Source organism: Stappia sp. ICDLI1TA098 (assembly GCF_054880955.1).
Genome location: NZ_JBTZBT010000002.1, coordinates 810,500 through 828,511, shown reverse-complemented (window position 1 = coordinate 828,511; position 18,012 = coordinate 810,500). Strand labels below are relative to the sequence as shown.

Here is an 18,012-nt window from a genome sequence, read left to right as displayed (position 1 = left end):
ATGGCAGGAAAAGCCTATTCGTTTGTCGACCACAAATATGACGTGGTCGTAGTCGGCGCCGGTGGCGCGGGTCTGCGCGCCGCGCTCGGCATGGCCGAGCAGGGGCTGCGCACGGCCTGCGTGACCAAGGTGTTCCCGACGCGCTCGCACACTGTGGCAGCGCAGGGCGGCATTGCCGCCAGCCTGCAGAACATGACGCCGGACAGCTGGCAGTGGCACATGTACGACACGGTGAAGGGCTCCGACTGGCTCGGCGACACCGACGCCATGGAGTATCTCGCCCGCGAGGCGCCGAAGGCGGTCTACGAGCTGGAGCACTATGGCGTGCCCTTCTCGCGCACCGAGGACGGGCGCATCTACCAGCGTCCCTTCGGCGGCCACATGCAGAACTACGGCGAAGGCCCCCCGGTGCAGCGCACCTGTGCGGCCGCCGACCGCACCGGTCACGCCATCCTGCACACGCTTTACGGCCAGTCGCTGCGTCACAATGCGGAATTCTTCATCGAGTATTTCGCGCTGGACCTGATCATGTCCGATGACGGGGTCTGCCAGGGCGTCATCGCCTGGAACCTCGACGATGGCACCATCCACCGCTTCTCCGCCAAGATGGTGGTGCTGGCGACGGGCGGTTACGGACGCGCCTATTTCTCCGCGACCTCGGCTCATACCTGCACCGGCGACGGCGGCGGCATGGTGGCGCGCGCGGGCCTTCCTCTGCAGGACATGGAATTTGTCCAGTTCCACCCGACCGGCATCTACGGCGCCGGCTGCCTCATCACCGAGGGTGCGCGTGGCGAGGGCGGTTATCTGGTCAACTCCGAGGGCGAGCGCTTCATGGAGCGTTATGCGCCGTCGGCCAAGGACCTTGCCTCGCGCGACGTCGTCTCGCGCTGCATGACCATGGAGATCCGCGAGGGTCGGGGCGTCGGCAAGGACAAGGACCACATCTTCCTGCATCTGGATCACCTTGATCCCGACATCCTGGGAGAGCGTCTGCCGGGCATCTCGGAATCGGCGAAGATCTTCGCCGGCGTCGATGTGACCAAGGAGCCGATCCCGGTCCTGCCGACCGTGCACTACAACATGGGCGGCATCCCGACCAACTACTGGGGCGAGGTCGTTGCGCCGACCAAGGACGATCCGCACCGCATCCAGCCGGGCCTGATGGCCGTTGGCGAGGCAGGCTGCGCCTCGGTCCACGGCGCCAACCGCCTGGGGTCCAACTCGCTGATCGATCTCGTCGTGTTCGGACGTGCGGCGGCGATCAGGGCGGGCGAGGTCATCGACCGCAAGGCGGAGATTCCGACGCCGAACGAGGCCTCCTGCGACAAGATCATGGCCCGCTTCGACCGCCTGCGCCATGCCGACGGCGGCACGCCGACGGCGGCTCTTCGCGAGAAGATGCAGCGCGCGATGCAGGAGGACGCGGCCGTTTTCCGTACCCAGGAAAGCCTGGAGCAGGGCTGCAAGCGCCTGACGGAAATCTGGGGCGAGCTTCCCGATCTCAAGGTGACCGACCGGTCGATGGTGTGGAACTCCGACCTGGTCGAGACGCTGGAGCTGGAGAACCTGATGGCCAACGCCATCACCACGGTCTTCGGCGCCGAGGCGCGCAAGGAAAGCCGTGGCGCTCATGCCCGCGAGGACTACAAGGACGGGCCGCTCGGTGGCCGCGACGACGAGAACTGGCGCAAGCACACGCTTGCCTGGGTCGACGATGCCGGCAAGGTGGCGCTCGACTACCGTCCCGTGGTGACCGAACCGCTGACCACCTTCGAGGAAGGCGGCATCGACCCGAAGAAGATCGCGCCCAAGGCGCGCGTCTACTGATCGGACGGCGATGATGCAGGTGCGATCCCGTCCACAAGGCAGGCCTTCCGCCACTGCGGCGAAGATGTCCCGCCTCGTGCCGCCCGCGGAAGTCTCCGCGGCCGTCGGGATCGTGCGTGCCTCAGCGACGGTCGCGCTCATGCCGGGGAGGGGGGAATGACATCCGTGGCGCTCCCCGACCTGACCTCTCCCTTCGGCACCTACCGTGCGAACGCGGTGTCGCGCTTCTTCTGGAGGCTTGCCGACCGGCACGAGCTTGCCGTCGCGCTGCGGCGCAGGCTCCGGGCGCTCGTCGCCCGCCGGTTCGCCGGGCCTTATGACGCGGAAGCCGAAGGGCTGCGGTTTCGCCTCTATCCGGGGTCGAACTACGATGATCGCAAGATCCTGGCGAAGGGGCGCCTTCCGGAGCGGGCCGAGCACCGTCTGGTCGCGCCCTATCTGCTGGATGGTGCCATCTTCGTCGATGTCGGAGCCAATGTCGGCAGCCATGCGCTCGTCGCCGCCAGTCGCGGCGCGCGGGTCATCGCCATCGAGGCCAATCCGGCGACGGCCGACCGGCTCGCCTTCAACGCCGCCGCGAACGGCCTCGACAACGTCGAGATCGTGCGTGTCGCCGTCGGAGCCGAGGCGGGGCGGCTCGAGCTCTGGTCCGAACCGACCAACTGCGGCTTCGCCACCCTCCTGCCGGAGCTGACCACCGGCGAATGGGCGGGAGACTGGCTGCCGCGCGACGTCGAAGTGCGCCCTCTGGCCGACATTCTGTCGGCGCGCGGGATCGGCCGGGTCGACCTACTGAAGGTCGACGTGGAAGGCTTCGAGGACCGCGCGCTCATTCCCTATCTCGCGACGACCGGGCCCGAGCTTCGGCCGTCGGCGATCATGATCGAAACCAATTGCCGGGATCATTGGCAAACGGACTGCTTTGCCGTCCTTGCCGATCTCGGTTACCGCGCCGTCGGCGCGACCAGTGACAACACGGTCTTCGAGCGCAGTGCTTGACGACCCCGAGGGAGCCGGCGGCAAGCGGGCCGGTTCCAGAAAGCGGAGCGACGAGAGATGGTACAGCTGACGCTTCCCAAGAATTCCAAGGTGGGAAAGGGCAAGGTCTGGGACAAGCCGGCCGGAGCGACCAACCTCAGGGAATACCGGATCTACCGCTGGAGCCCTGACGACGGCCGCAACCCGCGGATCGACACCTATTTCGTCGACATGGACGATTGCGGGCCGATGGTTCTCGACGGGCTGATCTACATCAAGAACAAGATCGACCCGACACTGACCTTCCGCCGTTCGTGCCGTGAGGGCATCTGCGGTTCCTGCGCCATGAACATCGACGGCACCAACACGCTCGCCTGCACCAAGGGCGAGGACGAGGTCGCCGGCGATGTGGTCAAGATCTACCCGCTGCCGCACATGCCGGTGGTGAAGGATCTCGTGCCGGACCTGACGCGCTTCTACGCCCAGCATCGCTCGATCGAGCCGTGGCTGCAGACGACGACGCCGGCCCCCGAGAAGGAGTGGCTGCAGAGCCACGAGGACCGCGTCAAGCTCGATGGTCTCTACGAGTGCATTCTGTGCGCCTGTTGTTCGACCTCCTGTCCGAGCTACTGGTGGAACGGCGACCGTTATCTCGGCCCGGCCGTGCTTCTGCAGGCCTATCGCTGGCTGATCGATTCGCGCGACGAGGCCACTGGCGAGCGTCTCGACAACCTCGAGGATCCGTTCCGCCTCTACCGCTGCCACACCATCATGAACTGTTCGCAGGCGTGCCCGAAGGGCCTCAATCCGGCCAAGGCCATCGCCGAGATCAAGAAGATGATGGTCGAGCGCCGCGTCTGAACGACGCCTTGCGTGGACGACGGTTTTCGGAAAAGGCGGGCATTTGCCCGCCTTTCTCCGTTTTCGGGTGGCATTCGCTAGATGCGCGGGCGCACGCTCCTGACCAAGGCAGGCAGGCAGGCAGGCAGGCAGGCAGGCTGGCGGGCGGGGAGACCGCGCGAGGCAGGAAAGGCACGGCGGGGAGAGGTGATGAACGATACGCGGCCGGCGGGAAACGGCGAGGGCGCTGGCGGCTTTGTTGCGCCGGAGGGCTTCCGGCTGCTGCCTGGCCATTTCGACAGGAGCGCCCAGCAGGCGCTTCTCGACGAGATCCGCGCCGTCGTGGTCGAGGCGCCGCTCTTCACGCCGGTGATGCCGGGAACGGCCCGGCCCTTCTCCGTGCGCATGACCAATTGCGGGCCACTTGGCTGGGTTTCGGATGTCTCGGGCTACCGCTATCAGCCGGCGCATCCCGTCACCGGCAGACCATGGCCGGCACTGCCGGACACTCTGCTGGCGCTCTGGCGCGCGCTTGCCCCGGGCGCCAGGGACCCGCAGGCCTGTCTCGTCAACTTCTACGGTCCCGAAGCGCGCATGGGCCTGCATCAGGACAGGGACGAGGCGGACTTCTCCGCTCCCGTCATCTCGATTTCGCTCGGCGCCACGGCAATGTTCCGCCTCGGCGGGACGACGCGCAAGGCGCGCACCCGATCGCTGCGGCTGGCGTCCGGCGATGTCGTGGTTCTGGGCGGTGCGGCGCGGCTCGCCTATCACGGCATCGACCGCATCCTGGCCGGCAGTTCGACGCTCCTGCGCGACGACGGCCGTCTCAACTTGACCCTGCGCCGGGTGACCGACTGAGGCGTCACATCCCAGGTGCGGGCGGTCTCAGGTGAAGATGGCGATGGCGAGAAGGGCGGCGATCACCCACAGCGCCAGCCTTCCGGAGCGGGTATGGCGGGCTTCCGCCCGGCCGATGGCCTCGGCGGTTTCCCGGTCGAAGCGCAGGCCGTGTTCCGCCATGCGCTCGATCTCACCCGAAAGCCGTTGCGCCCGTTCGGCCATCAGCGGCAGGTCGGCGGCAAGCCGGCCGAGCGCGCCAAGGCCGCCTGCCGCATCCTGCAGCCGCGCGGCCGGTCCGAGGTTGCGCTCGATCCATTGGCGAACGACCGGCTCGGCCGTGCGCCACATGTCGAGATGCGGGTTAAGCGTGCGCGCCACGCCCTCGACCACCACCATGGTCTTCTGCAGCATGATGAGCTGTGTCTGGGTGCGCATGTTGAAGAGCTCGGTGACCTCGAGAAGCTGGGTCAGCAGCCGGGCCATCGAGATTTCGGAAGCGTCGTGTCCGTGGATCGGCTCGCCGATGGCGCGGATCGCCTGCGCGAAGACCTCAACATCCTGATCCGCCGGCACGTAGCCGGCCTCGAAGTGCACCTCCGCCACCCGCCGATAGTCGCGGGTGATGAAGCCGAAGAGAATTTCCGCGAGAAAGCGGCGCTCCGCCCGGCCGAGACGGCCGGTGATGCCGAAGTCGACCGCGACGAGCGTGCCGTCCGGCTCAAGAAACAGGTTGCCCTGGTGCATGTCTGCGTGGAAGAAGCCGTCGCGCACCGCATGGCGCAGGAACGACTGGATCACGGTTGCGCCGATCGCCGGCAGGTCGTGCCCGTCGGCCTCGATGCCGGCAACGTCGGAGAGCTTGCGCCCGGAGATCCACTCCATCGTCAGGACGCATTTGGCCGTGCGCGGCCAGTTGACCTCAGGCACGCGGAAGCCGGGATCGTCGGCGGTGTTCTCGCCCATTTCCGACAGAGCGGCCGCTTCCAGGCGGAAGTCCATTTCCAGCTCGACGGAGCGGGCGAGCGTGTCGACCACCGCCACCGGCCGCAGCCGGCGGGAGGGCGGGTGAAAGCGCTCGATCAGCCGTGCGATCAGATAGTAGCTCTTGAGGTCGCGCCGGAACCGCTCCGCGACGCCCGGGCGTAGCACCTTCACCGCGACCTTGCGCAGTGTGCCGTCGGGATCACGCAGCGTTGCCGGATGGACCTGGGCGATGGAGGCGGCGGCGACAGGCTCGCCGAAGCTCTCGAAGATCTCCTCCACCGGCCGTCCGAGCTGGTCTTCCACCACCTTGCGCGCCTGTTCCATCGGGAACGAGGGTATCTGGTCCTGCAGGGCCGTGAGGTCGATGGCCATTTCGCGGCCGACGACATCCGGGCGGGTCGCCATGAACTGACCGAGCTTGACGTAGGAGGGGCCGAGCCGCGACAGCGCGTCGGAAAGCCGCTTGTCGGCGGCCTTGGTCTTGGCGGCGCGCCGCTCGAACAGTCTGACGAGGCGAACGCCAAGCCTCTGCGCAGGCGGAAGGTCGGGCAGGTCGACGATGCCGAACACGCCCTCGCGCGCCATGACGAAGCCGGCGCGCGCGAGACGGAAGAGTGAAACGACGGCCATCAGGTCCTCAAATCGCCCAGCCGGAATGAAGCGCCGCGATGCCGCCGGTGTAATTGCGATAGTCGACACGCGAGAAGCCGGCCTCGCGGATCATTTCCGCGAAGCGTTCCTGATTGGGGAACTTGCGGATCGATTCCACCAGATAGCGGTAGGGCTCGCCGTCTCCGGTGACGAAACGGCCGATGGTCGGAATCGCGTTGAAGGAGAAGGCGTCATAGACCCGGTCGAGCCCGGCGACGTCGACCTGGCTGAACTCGAGGCAGAGGAACCGGCCGCCGCGCTTCAGCACCCGGCGCGCCTCGCTCAGCGCCTTGTCGATCCGCGGCACATTGCGAATTCCGAAGGCGATCGTATAGGCGTCGAAGGATCGGTCGGGAAAGGGCAGGTCCTCGGCATTTCCCTCGGTGAAGGTGAGCCGCTCGCCGAGCCCGGCAGCCTCCGCGCGTTCGCGGCCGACGGCCAGCATCGAGCCGTTGATGTCGCACACGACGGCTTCGGTGCGCGCCCCGCCGCGGTTGACGATGCGCGTGGCGATGTCGCCGGTGCCGCCCGCCACATCCAGCACCTTGTAGGCGCGCGCGTCGCTGCGCGGGGGGGCGAGGACAGAAATCATCGCATCCTTCCACACCCGGTGCATGCCGGCCGACATGAGGTCGTTCATCAGGTCATAGCGACGCGCCACCTGATGGAAGACGTCGTTGACGAGAGGCTGCTTGGCGCCTTCCGAAACGTTGCGGAAGCCGAAGCTCGTCGCCATCTCGGGCCCTTGCGTGCGTGCCCGATCCGATCCTGTGCTGCCGGTCATGTCCGTCTCCGTTTCGCTTGCGCGCGCTGGTCGCGTTCGGTTGTTGCCTTACAGCATTTTCGCAGGCAGGTCACGGTCACAGCGCCCGCCTGCACGGGCATGCGGCAATCGGTCGGGGGAGGGGGTGCCATTGACGAAAGGCGGTGCGGCTGCAAAGACCGTCTGGGCGGCGCTGCCGCGATTTCACTGACCCTGGAGAAACGCGGAATGCCTGAACTTCCCGAGGTGGAAACGGTCCGGCGCGGCCTTGCGCCGGTCTTCGAGAACGCCGAGATTCTCGGGCTGGACCTCGCCCGCCCGGACTTGCGCTTTCCCTTTCCCGAGCGGTTCGCCGAGCGCGTCGCCGGGCGCCGGGTGCTTTCGCTCGGACGGCGCGCCAAGTACCTGCTTGCCGATCTCGACGACGGCGAGGTGATTGTCGCCCATCTCGGCATGTCGGGCGCCTTTCGCATCGAGACGGACGGCGAGGCCGTGGGAGGCGAGGCGGAAACCGTCGCCGCGCATGCCTTTGTCTATCCGCGCTCGCAAGCCCGGGCCCATGACCATGTCGTCTTCCGCCTGAAGGCCGCCGCCGGCGGTGTGCCGATGCGCATCGTCTACAATGATCCGCGCCGTTTCGGCTTCATGACCATGGTTCGCCGCGAGGCGATCGCCAGCCACCCCTATTTCAGGAACCTCGGAGTCGAGCCGACCGGAAACGCGCTCGACGGAGATCTGCTGGCCCGGCTTTTTGCCGGCAAGGCCGCGCCGCTGAAGGCTGCGCTTCTCGATCAGCGCCTGGTCGCCGGGCTCGGCAACATCTACGTCTGCGAGGCGCTGTACCGTGCCGGCCTGTCGCCGGTGGCGCCGGCCGGCACGATCGCCACGAAGGCGGGGCGGGCGAGTGTGCGCGCCGAAAGGCTGGCGGACGCCATCCGCTCGGTCATCGACGAGGCGATTGCCGCCGGCGGCTCGACCCTGCGCGACCATCGCCAGGCCAATGGCGAGCTTGGCTATTTCCAGCATTCCTTCTCCGTCTACGGCCGCGAGGGAGAACCGTGCCGCACGCTTGGCTGCGGCGCCGCCGTCGCGCGCATCGTCCAGAGCGGGCGCTCGACCTTCCACTGCCCGCGCTGCCAGAAATAGCAGTCGGGCGGCATGGCAACCCCTGCGGGCTGCCGGTGGCGGGCGGAATGCCCGGTTGCGGGGGGCTGTCGCTTCGGCTACGCCTTGATCCCGGAAGGCGGCGCGGCCGAAACGCGCATTGCCAGTCTCTCGGGGGAGGTCCCATGGGATACGAGAATATTCAGGTCGAGAAGCGTGGTCGGGTTGCCCTGATCACCCTGCATCGTCCCAAAGCACTGAACGCTCTCAACTCGCAGCTCATCGCCGAACTGAACGAAGCGCTGGCGCAGTACGAGAAGGACGACAAGATCGGTTGCGTGGTTCTGACCGGATCGGAGAAGGCCTTTGCGGCCGGTGCCGACATCAAGGAAATGAGCTCGCTCTCCTATATCGAAGCCTACACCAAGGACTTCATCACCTCCTGGGATCAGGTGTCGCGCTTCCGCAAGCCGATCATCGCCGCCGTCGCCGGCTACGCGCTGGGCGGCGGCTGCGAACTTGCGATGATGTGCGATTTCATCCTCGCCGGGGAGAATGCCAAGTTCGGCCAGCCCGAGATCACCCTCGGCGTGATGCCGGGTGCCGGCGGCACCCAGCGCCTCACCCGCTTCGTCGGCAAGTCGAAGGCGATGGAGATGTGCCTGACCGGGCGCATGATGGACGCCGAGGAGGCCGAGCGCTCCGGGCTTGTGAGTCGGGTCGTACCGGTCGCGGACCTGGTCGACGAGGCGCTGCGGGTGGCGGAAAAGATCGCCGACTTCTCGATGCCGATCACGATGATGACCAAGGAAAGCGTCAACCGCTCCTATGAGACGACGCTCGCCGAGGGCGTGCGTTTCGAGCGCCGCGTGTTCCACTCCATGTTCGCGTCCGAGGATCAAAGCGAGGGCATGACCGCCTTCGTCGAGAAGCGCGCGCCCCAGTTCAAGAACCGCTGAACAGGTCGTCCGTGTCGATCCCCGAAAAACTGCGAGTTTCACGTTGACGGGGCGAGGGGCGGCGATTATAAACCTCATCGACCGGTGGCGGCTCGTTCCGCCGCCGCTTTCGTTTGACTGGGACAGCCGCGGTTGTCGAGATGTCGGCGAGCGGACTGTTCACATAACCGATCAGGAACCACCATGGCCAACACCCCTTCGGCCAAGAAGGCGGCGCGGAAGATCCAGCGTCGCACGGCCATCAACAAGGCCCGCCGCAGCCGGGTGCGCTCGCACCTGCGCAAGGTCGAGGAAGCGATTGCTTCCGGCGATCACTCTGCAGCGGGCGAAGCACTCAAGGTTGCGCAGCCGGAGCTGATGCGCGCTGTTACCAAGGGCGTCTTCCATCGCAACACTGCGTCCCGGAAGATCTCCCGCCTTAACGCGCGGGTGAAGGCGCTGAGTGCCTGACGAGATCCGTTTCAGGATCTGTTGCGAGCTACAGAACCCGGCCTTTTGGTCGGGTTTTTCTTTAGCCGCCGTACTCATGCGCGGCGCCCATCCGACTAATAATTAGGCATGATTCGAGAAATTGCCGCGGTCGGCCTCATGGCACGAAAATCTCATTAGAAACAATAATCTAGCGTCATGTTGGAAGGCTCGAGCGGATTGTCTTCGCCGTTGGCGCTTGTCAAGATTGATGGGTAAAAATTTTTTTTCGTGCACAGCAAATTGGGTATTCACGCCTCTTCCGTCGGCAAAACACGTTGAGTCAAAACGCCTTCCAAACGGCTCCGCCGGGCATTCCCTTGCGGCGGCTTCGGCCTGCGGCGGAGCGGCCTGGCGAAATGGCGAGAGTCCATGTTGCGGGCCGCATGGCCCCTGTGTATGGTCTCTTCATCAGGCGCCCGCCTGACTAAATCGGAAAACAAAAACGACAGGGCCTCTTGTAGAGCGATGGTATATTTGCGCCAAAATATGGTGTTGGACAGATATAGGCGCTTTGTGCCAGGCGGCTTTGTCGCTTCCACTGTTTCTTCCGTCGAGAGACTTTGTACTCTTGAGTAAAGAGTAGCGAAATCCGGCAAATCGCAGGCATGAATAGCTGTCGATGAAGATCGGCGGTGAGGGAATTTCTTGTCTGTTGCCATGTGATGTCGTGTCGGCGCGGCTTGCGGCCTTTGGCCCCAGGTGAGCTCCGACGCCGCCGGTGGGCGGAGTGGTGAGAGCGCTGTCGATGGCACAAATCGGCGGTTCCAGGGTGGTCGCGCCGACACAGTCCGGCTGTGGGGTGAAGAAGACGGGATTGAGGGGCTTGACGATGGGAGCACAATCGACTTTCTGTGCCGCTCCGGCGCGATGGGGTGGCGGGCGCAAGGCGCTCTGACCCCGACCGCGCCAGCCGCTCACGGCATCGCCGGGAGCGGGTTCTCAAAAATCAATCGAGGGTTCCGCATTCTCGCGAGCCTGCGGTTGCGAGGCGGAAGACGCCGGCGCAATACCGACAGGCCAGCAGATGCCGGAAGACGAAACGGGACGCATTCGCTTGCGCCCCGGAGCAGGGCTTTTGCGTCCCGTCCGCCCGGCGGTCGGGAACGCGACAACGGTCAAAAGGCCGAACAACAAAAGACCGGTCTTACGACCGGATAACAGGACAAAAACCACGGGCGCTGCGGCGGCGGACGGTTCCGTGGGTTTTTTGGAGGCGATCACGATGAACTTGCAGGAACTGCCGGCACCCGAGACCGCAGGCATCGACCAATGGACCCGCGTCAAGAAGCGGCTGCGCGCCGAACTTGGCGAGGATGTCTTCAGCAGCTGGTTCGCCCGCGTTGATCTCGAGGATCACATCGATGGCACGGTGCGCCTTTCCGTGCCGACCCGGTTCCTCAAGCAGTGGATCCAGTCGCATTACCGCGATCGCCTCATGGGGCTTTGGCAGCGCGAGTGCGAGGATGTGCACCGCATCGAGCTGACCGTTCGCGGTGCCGTGCGCGCCCGTCCGGCAAGCGTTGCGGCGGCCCGCACCGCCGCCGCGCGTCCGGCGTCCGCGCCGGTGAAGATCGTCGACAACACTTTCGCCGCCAAGGGTGAGCCGCGCCAGAGCGCGGCCGGCCAGGCCATGACGCCCTCCGCCGCCCAGGGCATGCGTGAGAGCGAGGACAGCCTGGAGGGCGCCGCGCTCGATCCGAAGTACACCTTCACCTCCTTCGTCGAGGGCGAGTCCAACGCGCTTGCGCTGGCCGCTGCCCGCCAGGTGGCGACCGCCGCAAGCGTCACCTTCAATCCCTTCTACGTTCATGCGTCGGTCGGCCTCGGCAAGACGCATCTGATGCAGGCGATCGCCAGCGCCGCCAAGGCGGCCGGGCGCAAGGTGCTCTATCTGACCGCCGAGCATTTCATGTATCGCTTCGTGGCCGCGCTCAAGGCGCAGTCGGCGCTCGCCTTCAAGGACACGCTGCGCAAGATCGATCTGCTGCTGATCGATGACATGCAGTTCCTGCACGGCAAGCAGGTTCAGCAGGAGTTCTGCCACACGCTCAATGCGCTGATCGACGGCGCGCGTCAGGTGGTGGTCGCCGCCGATCGTCCGCCGGCGGATCTGGAGACGCTCGACGAACGCATGCGCTCGCGCCTTGCCGGCGGCCTGGTTGTCGCCATCTCCGAGCCGGACTTCGGGCTGCGCCGCGCCATCCTGACCAGCCGCATCGACGTCGCGCGCCGCAATCATCCCGGCTTCGCGGTGCCCGAGACCGTGCTTGACTACGTCGCCCGCAACGTCGGCAATTCCGGCCGCGATCTGGAAGGCGCGCTCAACCGGCTGATGGCGCACAACCAGCTGACCAGCCAGCCCATCACCCAGGAGATGGCAGAGACCACGCTGCGCGATCTGGTGCGCAACACCGAGCCGCGCCGGGTCAAGATCGAGGAGATCCAGCGGGTCGTCTCGAAGCACTACAACGTCTCGAAGGCGGATCTTCTGTCTGCCCGGCGCACCCGCACCATCGTGCGTCCGCGCCAGATCGCGATGTATCTCGCCAAGATGATGACGCCGCGCTCCCTGCCGGAGATCGGTCGCCGCTTCGGCAACCGCGACCACACCACCGTGTTGCACGCGGTGCGCAAGATCGAGGATCTGGCGCGCAACGACGCGGCGCTGGCGCAGGAGCTCGATCTGCTGAAGCGGATGCTCGACAGCTGATCGGCGCATGCCGGCGGGCGAGGCGTGCCTCGCCCCCGCAATCCACCATCCAGGCGGGGCCGGAACGGGTGCGAACCGTGTCCGGCCTCTTGCATTTTGATGTTTCACGGGGCAGTGTCATCGCCCATTTCGCAGTCGCGTAACTTCGCGTGATTTCCGGCTTTCGTGCCCTTTTTCTCGACAATGGACGACGCAATGAAAGTGACTCTTGAGCGGACCGACCTCCTGAAGTCCCTGACCCATGTTCACCGTGTCGTCGAACGCCGCAACACGATCCCGATCCTGTCGAATGTCCTGCTGCGCTGCGAAGGCGGCCAGCTGCTGCTGAAGGCGACGGACCTCGATCTGGAGATTTCCGAGCGCGTCGCCGCGCTCGTCGAGCAGCCCGGCGGCACCACCGTGCCGGCGCACATGATCTACGACATCGTGCGCAAGCTGCCCGAGGGTGCGCAGGTGGCGCTCGAGACATCGTCGGACAACGCCACTCTGGAAATCCGCGCCGGGCGCTCGCGCTTTGCGCTGCAGATGCTGCCCGAGGCGGATTATCCCGACATCACCGCCGGCGAGTTCACCCACGGCTTCACGCTGCCGGCGTCCGACCTGCGTGGCATCATCGACGCCACCCAGTTCGCGATCTCCACCGAGGAAACGCGCTACTATCTCAACGGCATCTATCTGCACGCGGTGGCGGGCGAGGACGGCGACCGGCTGCGCGGCGTCGCCACCGACGGCCACCGTCTGGCCCGTGCCGAGGTGCCGGCTCCCGCGGGTGCCATGGGCATGCCCGGCGTCATCGTGCCGCGCAAGACCGTCGGCGAGATCCAGAAGTTGCTCGAGGCGCCGGACGCCGAGACGCGCGTCGAGATCTCCGACACCAAGATCCGCATCACCACGGGCGATGTCGTCCTGACCTCGAAGCTGATCGACGGCACCTTCCCGGATTACGGTCGGGTCATCCCGCAGAACAACGACAAGGAAATGCTTGTCGACCGGGACGAGTTCAAAGCCGCGGTCGACCGCGTCTCGACGATCTCCTCCGAGCGCGGCCGCGCTGTGAAGCTCGCCATGTCCGAGGGGCGGATGATCCTGACCGTGGTCAACCCGGATTCCGGTTCCGCGACCGAGGAACTGGCGATCGACTATGATGCGGATCCGCTCGAGATCGGCTTCAACTCGCGCTACCTGCTGGAGATCACCGGCCAGCTTCGCGGCGACACGGCCACATTCCGTTTCGCCGATGCCGGCGCGCCGACGCTGATCCAGGACAAGGGGTCGCTGGACACGCTTTACGTTCTGATGCCGATGCGCGTCTGACGTCGCGGCGACAGCGAGATCCCATGCGACGGGCAGGCCCGGCCGGGCGACCGGGCGGGCCGCCACAGGAAGGCGACACCGCGATGAGCGAGCCGGTGCGGGTTGCGCTCCGCAGCCTCAACCTGTCCAATTTCCGCAATTACGAAAGCCTCTCCCTGCGTCTCGGCGCGGGGCTCGTCGCGTTTGTCGGCGCCAATGGCGCTGGCAAGACCAACCTGCTTGAGGCGGTGTCGCTGCTGACCGCCGGTCGCGGCCTGCGACGGGCGCAGCTTGACGACATCATCCGCAAGGGCGGCGAAGGCGGCTTCGCGGTGTCGGCAAGGCTCGAGGGTCCGGCGGGCGAGACGCGCCTTGGCGTCGGCCACGGGCCGCAGGACACCGGCCGGCGCGTGCGCATCGACGGCGAGGACGTGCGCGGCTCCGACCGGCTTCTCGACTATCTGCGGGTGCTCTGGCTGCTGCCGGCGATGGACGGGCTCTTCACCGGGCCGGCGGGCGACCGGCGGCGCTTTCTCGACCGTCTGGTGCTCGCGGTTGATCCGGGTCACGGTCGGCGGGTGGCGGATCTGGAGAAGGTCCTGCGCGCGCGCAACCGCCTGCTCGACGAAGGCGGGGCTGCAGGCTTTCTCGATGCGCTGGAGGCACAGCTCGCGCCGCTGGCGATTTCCGTCAGCTATGCCCGGCGTGAGACGGTGTCGCTTCTCGCCGCCCGCATCATCGCCCAGGCGGAACTCGGACTGCCGTTTCCGCAGGCCGGCGTCGTGCTTTCCGGCGCCTTCGAGGAGGAGGCCGAGGGCCTGGCCGCCGGAGACCTGGAGGACCGTTACCGCGAGGCGCTGGCGGCTTCGCGCCACAGGGACCGCGCCGCCGGGCGCACGCTCATGGGGCCGCATCGCTCCGACCTCGTGGTCACCCACCTGGCCAAGGACATGCCGGCGGCCATGGCCTCGACCGGGGAACAGAAGGCGCTGCTGATCGGCCTCATTCTGGCGCATGCGGACGTGACGGCGCGAACCGCCGGCATGACGCCGCTGCTGCTCCTCGACGAGGTGGCCGCCCATCTCGACCCGGACCGCCGCCGGGCGCTGTTCGCCAGGCTGCACGACCTCTCCCTGCAGGTGCTGATGACCGGCACCGATCCGCAGCTTTTCGCCGATCTTCCGGCGGGAAGCATGCTTCTACATGTCGCCAATGCCGGCGTTTCGGAGTATGGTGCCGGCTGATCGTTTCAAGGTTCCTTCCCGCATGGATCTCGCTCCTCTTCTGTTCTTCGCCGGCGCCCTTTTCGTGGCCGCCGTCATTCCCGGTCCGGGCGTCGCCGCCATCGTCGCGCGCGTGCTTGCGCGCGGTCGCGAGGGTGCTGCCGCCTTCTGCTTCGGCATCGTCATTGGCGATCTGGTCTGGCTCGGCTTTGCCGTGGCCGGACTTGCCGTCGTCGCCAAGGCGTTCGGCACGGTTTTCCTGCTGGTGAAATATCTGGGAGCTGCCTATCTCGTCTGGCTTGCCTGGAAGATGTGGCGCGCCCCGGCGGCCGGCATTCGCGCCGATGTGCCCGCGGGACCGCGCGAGAGCGACCTGCGCCTCACGCTGGCCGGTCTTGCGCTGACGCTCGGCAACCCCAAGACCATGGTCTTCTATCTGGCGCTGCTGCCCAACATCATCGCGCTCGAGACGGTGACAGTGCTTGGCTATCTCGAGCTTAGCCTTGTCACCTTCTCGGTGCTGGCGGTGGTGCTCGGCGGCTATTGCGTGGCGGCCGAGCGGGCACGCAAACTCTTTGCCAGCCCGCGCGCGGTGCGCCTTTTGAACCGCGGTGCCGGAACCATGATGGCGGGCGCGGCGGTGGCGATCGCCGCGCGCTAAAAAATGCCCGAAAGCCGTGCGACAAGCAAAGCACGGGTTCGCCTTTGGCGCCGCGCGCGAGGCGCGGCGGCGATCCCGCAGGGGCGGGCGGAAACCCGCGGCCAGGACGCTTCGTGACGGTTGGTTGAACGTGCCGTTCAACCCCGTATAACAGTCTGACACCCGAGACCCAGCGAGCATCTGATTCGAATGAGTGACACACCGATGACCGGCGAGCCCAATCCGCAATCGTCCGAGGGCGCCGACGAATACGGCGCCGGCTCGATCAAGGTCCTGAAGGGGCTCGACGCGGTGCGCAAGCGCCCGGGCATGTATATCGGCGACACCGATGACGGCTCGGGCCTCCACCATATGGTCTATGAGGTCGTCGACAATGCCATCGACGAGGCGCTGGCCGGTCACGCCGACCGTGTGACCGTGACGCTGAACGCCGATGGCTCGGTGACCGTGACCGACAACGGGCGCGGCATTCCAACCGACCTGCATCCGGAAGAGGGCGTCTCGGCGGCCGAGGTCATCATGACCCAGCTTCATGCCGGCGGTAAGTTCGACCAGAACTCCTACAAGGTGTCGGGCGGCCTGCACGGCGTTGGCGTGTCCGTCGTCAACGCGCTGTCGACCTGGCTCGACCTGCGGATCTGGCGCAACGGGTTCGAGCACAAGATGCGGTTTTACGACGGCGACGCAGCGGCGCCGCTCGCCGTCGTCGGCCCGAGCGAGGGGCGCAAGGGCACCGAAGTGACCTTCCTGCCGTCGCCGGCGACCTTCACCAGGATCGAGTTCGACTTCGGCACGCTCGAGCATCGGCTGCGCGAACTCGCCTTCCTCAATTCCGGCGTGCGGATTCTGCTGACCGACCGTCGTGGCGTCGAGGAGAATGCCGTCGAGCTCTTCTATGAGGGCGGTCTGGAAGCCTTCGTGCGCTATCTCGACCGGGCCAAGCATCCGCTGATCGAGGCGCCGGTGACGATGAGCGTCGAGCGCGACGGGATCACCGTCGAGGCGGCGATGTGGTGGAACGACAGCTATCACGAGCAGGTTCTGTGCTTCACCAACAACATCCCGCAGCGCGATGGCGGCACCCATCTGGCCGGCTTCCGTGGCGCGCTGACGCGACAGGTGACGAGCTACGCCGAACAGTCGGGCCTGCTCAAGAAGGAAAAGGTCTCGCTGACCGGCGATGACTGCCGCGAGGGGCTTACCTGCGTGCTGTCGGTCAAGGTGCCGGATCCGAAGTTCTCGTCACAGACCAAGGACAAGCTCGTGTCCTCCGAGGTTCGCCCGGTGGTCGAGAGCGCGATCAGCCAGGCGCTGTCGGAGTGGCTGGAGGAAAATCCGGCCCCTGCGCGTATCCTCGTTTCCAAGGTGGTGGAAGCCGCGAGCGCCCGCGAGGCCGCCCGCAAGGCGCGCGAGCTGACCCGTCGCAAGGGCGCGCTCGACGTCGCCTCGCTGCCGGGCAAGCTTGCCGACTGCCAGGAGCGCGATCCGTCCAAGGCCGAACTTTTCCTGGTCGAGGGCGATTCGGCTGGCGGATCCGCCAAGCAGGGACGCAGCCGTGAGAATCAGGCGATCCTGCCGCTGCGCGGCAAGATCCTCAACGTCGAGCGGGCCCGCTTCGACAAGATGCTCTCCTCCAACGAGATCGGTACGCTGATCACGGCGCTTGGCACTGGCATCGGCAAGGAGGAGTTCAACCTCGCGAAGCTGCGCTACCACAAGATCATCATCATGACGGACGCCGACGTCGACGGCGCCCACATCCGCACGCTGCTGCTGACCTTCTTCTTCCGCCAGATGCCGGATCTGATCGAGCAGGGCTATATCTATATCGCCCAGCCGCCGCTCTATAAGGTGAAGCGCGGCAACTCCGAGCAGTACCTGAAGGATCAGGAGGCGCTGGAGCGCTACCTGATCGACGGCGGACTTGAAGAAAGCGCGCTGACGCTGGCAAACGGCGAAGTGCGCACCGGAGCCGATCTACATGACGTGGTCGAGCGCGCCCGCCAGGTGGCCTATGTGCTCGACGGCCTGCACGCGCGCTACGACCGTGACGTGGTGGAGCAGGCGGCGATTGCCGGCGCGCTCAACGACGAGGTGCTGCGCGACCGCGAAAAGGCCAATGACGCCGCGGCTTATATCGCCCGGCGTCTCGACATTCTCGCCGATGATTTCGAGCGTGGCTGGGTCGGCAAGGTGCTGGAGAACGGCGACCTCGAATTCGAGCGCACCGTGCGCGGCGTCAAGGAGGTCTCGACCATCGACGCGGCGCTTCTGGGCTCCTCCGATGCCCGCAAGCTCGATGCCCGCACGACCCACCTGCAGGAGGTCTACGGCAAGGCCTCGACCTTGTCGCGCAAGGGCAACGAGATTGCCATCCGCGGCCCCAGGGCCTTGCTCCATGCTGTCTTCGCGCAAGGGCGCAAGGGTATTTCCATGCAGCGCTACAAGGGCTTGGGCGAAATGAACGCCGAGCAGCTGTGGGAGACGACGCTCGATCCGAACGTTCGCTCGCTGCTGCAGGTGAAGATCCGCGAGGCCGATGCGGCCGATGACATCTTCACCAAGCTGATGGGCGACGATGTCGATCCGCGACGGACCTTCATCCAGGAAAATGCGCTCGCGGTGGCGAATCTCGACGTTTGATCGACCGAATGGCGGTCTTGCGCCGGAAATGGGGATTCTCCCTTTGACAACCACGGTCG

At 66.2% G+C, this 18,012-nt stretch carries 15 protein-coding genes; 12 read left to right on the top strand and 3 right to left on the bottom strand.

The features are described 5' to 3' along the window. The 4 genes from sdhA (at window position 1) to ACSLUQ_RS14070 (ending at window position 4,509) form a co-directional block, all read left to right on the top strand. Window positions 1–1,830, top strand: coding sequence for a succinate dehydrogenase flavoprotein subunit (sdhA, locus tag ACSLUQ_RS14085; protein WP_461808876.1), 1,830 nt, complete (start codon window positions 1–3; stop codon window positions 1,828–1,830). A 156-nt stretch (window positions 1,831–1,986) separates the two neighbouring features. Beyond that, window positions 1,987–2,829 (top strand): FkbM family methyltransferase, encoded by an 843-nt coding sequence (locus ACSLUQ_RS14080; protein WP_461808875.1) that lies wholly within the window; start codon window positions 1,987–1,989, stop codon window positions 2,827–2,829. A gap of 57 nt (window positions 2,830–2,886) precedes the next feature. Continuing rightward, window positions 2,887–3,669 (top strand): succinate dehydrogenase iron-sulfur subunit, encoded by a 783-nt coding sequence (locus ACSLUQ_RS14075; protein ID WP_417771907.1) that lies wholly within the window; start codon window positions 2,887–2,889, stop codon window positions 3,667–3,669. Between the two features lie 189 nt (window positions 3,670–3,858). Next, window positions 3,859–4,509 carry an alpha-ketoglutarate-dependent dioxygenase AlkB family protein gene (locus ACSLUQ_RS14070; protein WP_461808874.1) on the top strand — a complete coding sequence of 217 codons (651 nt, stop codon included), beginning with the start codon at window positions 3,859–3,861 and terminating at the stop codon, window positions 4,507–4,509. A gap of 27 nt (window positions 4,510–4,536) precedes the next feature. Here ACSLUQ_RS14070 and ubiB read toward each other — a convergent pair whose 3' ends face one another. Then, entirely contained in the window at window positions 4,537–6,105 is a 1,569-nt protein-coding gene (ubiB, locus tag ACSLUQ_RS14065) for a 2-polyprenylphenol 6-hydroxylase (protein WP_461808873.1), read from the bottom strand. 7 nt (window positions 6,106–6,112) lie between these two features. Next, entirely contained in the window at window positions 6,113–6,910 is a 798-nt protein-coding gene (gene ubiE / locus ACSLUQ_RS14060; protein WP_461808872.1) for a bifunctional demethylmenaquinone methyltransferase/2-methoxy-6-polyprenyl-1,4-benzoquinol methylase UbiE, read from the bottom strand. A gap of 207 nt (window positions 6,911–7,117) precedes the next feature. Between ubiE and mutM the strand changes: the two genes are divergently transcribed. The 3 genes from mutM to rpsT all read left to right on the top strand — a co-directional run bounded on the left by mutM (window position 7,118) and on the right by rpsT (window position 9,402). Next, window positions 7,118–8,035, top strand: a complete 918-nt coding sequence (mutM, locus tag ACSLUQ_RS14055) for a bifunctional DNA-formamidopyrimidine glycosylase/DNA-(apurinic or apyrimidinic site) lyase (protein ID WP_461808871.1) — start codon at window positions 7,118–7,120, stop codon at window positions 8,033–8,035. A gap of 143 nt (window positions 8,036–8,178) precedes the next feature. Next, window positions 8,179–8,952, top strand: a complete 774-nt coding sequence (locus ACSLUQ_RS14050) for an enoyl-CoA hydratase (RefSeq protein ID WP_417771912.1) — start codon at window positions 8,179–8,181, stop codon at window positions 8,950–8,952. A 183-nt stretch (window positions 8,953–9,135) separates the two neighbouring features. Continuing rightward, the gene (gene rpsT / locus ACSLUQ_RS14045; protein WP_417771913.1) at window positions 9,136–9,402 is read left to right on the top strand and encodes a 30S ribosomal protein S20; all 267 of its coding nucleotides are present in this window, start codon (window positions 9,136–9,138) and stop codon (window positions 9,400–9,402) included. Between the two features lie 269 nt (window positions 9,403–9,671). On the opposite strand, the gene ACSLUQ_RS14040 is transcribed toward rpsT, so the two are convergent. Further along, window positions 9,672–10,082: a hypothetical protein gene (locus ACSLUQ_RS14040; protein WP_461808870.1), complete on the bottom strand. Its 411-nt coding sequence runs from the start codon at window positions 10,080–10,082 to the stop codon at window positions 9,672–9,674. Between the two features lie 563 nt (window positions 10,083–10,645). On the opposite strand from ACSLUQ_RS14040, the gene dnaA reads away from it, so the two are divergent. The 5 genes from dnaA to gyrB all read left to right on the top strand — a co-directional run bounded on the left by dnaA (window position 10,646) and on the right by gyrB (window position 17,953). After that, complete coding sequence (gene dnaA / locus ACSLUQ_RS14035) at window positions 10,646–12,133, top strand: chromosomal replication initiator protein DnaA (RefSeq protein ID WP_417771914.1); 1,488 nt, start codon at window positions 10,646–10,648, stop codon at window positions 12,131–12,133. 195 nt (window positions 12,134–12,328) lie between these two features. Then, window positions 12,329–13,447, top strand: a complete 1,119-nt coding sequence (gene dnaN / locus ACSLUQ_RS14030) for a DNA polymerase III subunit beta (RefSeq protein WP_417771915.1) — start codon at window positions 12,329–12,331, stop codon at window positions 13,445–13,447. A gap of 83 nt (window positions 13,448–13,530) precedes the next feature. Then, window positions 13,531–14,670, top strand: a complete 1,140-nt coding sequence (gene recF, locus ACSLUQ_RS14025) for a DNA replication/repair protein RecF (protein ID WP_417771916.1) — start codon at window positions 13,531–13,533, stop codon at window positions 14,668–14,670. Window positions 14,671–14,692: 22 nt separating this feature from the next. Then, window positions 14,693–15,310, top strand: coding sequence for a LysE family translocator (locus ACSLUQ_RS14020; protein WP_461808869.1), 618 nt, complete (start codon window positions 14,693–14,695; stop codon window positions 15,308–15,310). Window positions 15,311–15,499: 189 nt separating this feature from the next. Then, on the top strand, window positions 15,500–17,953 hold the full coding sequence (gene gyrB / locus ACSLUQ_RS14015; RefSeq protein WP_417771918.1) for a DNA topoisomerase (ATP-hydrolyzing) subunit B: 2,454 nt from the start codon (window positions 15,500–15,502) through the stop codon (window positions 17,951–17,953). Window positions 17,954–18,012: the final 59 nt, after the last annotated feature.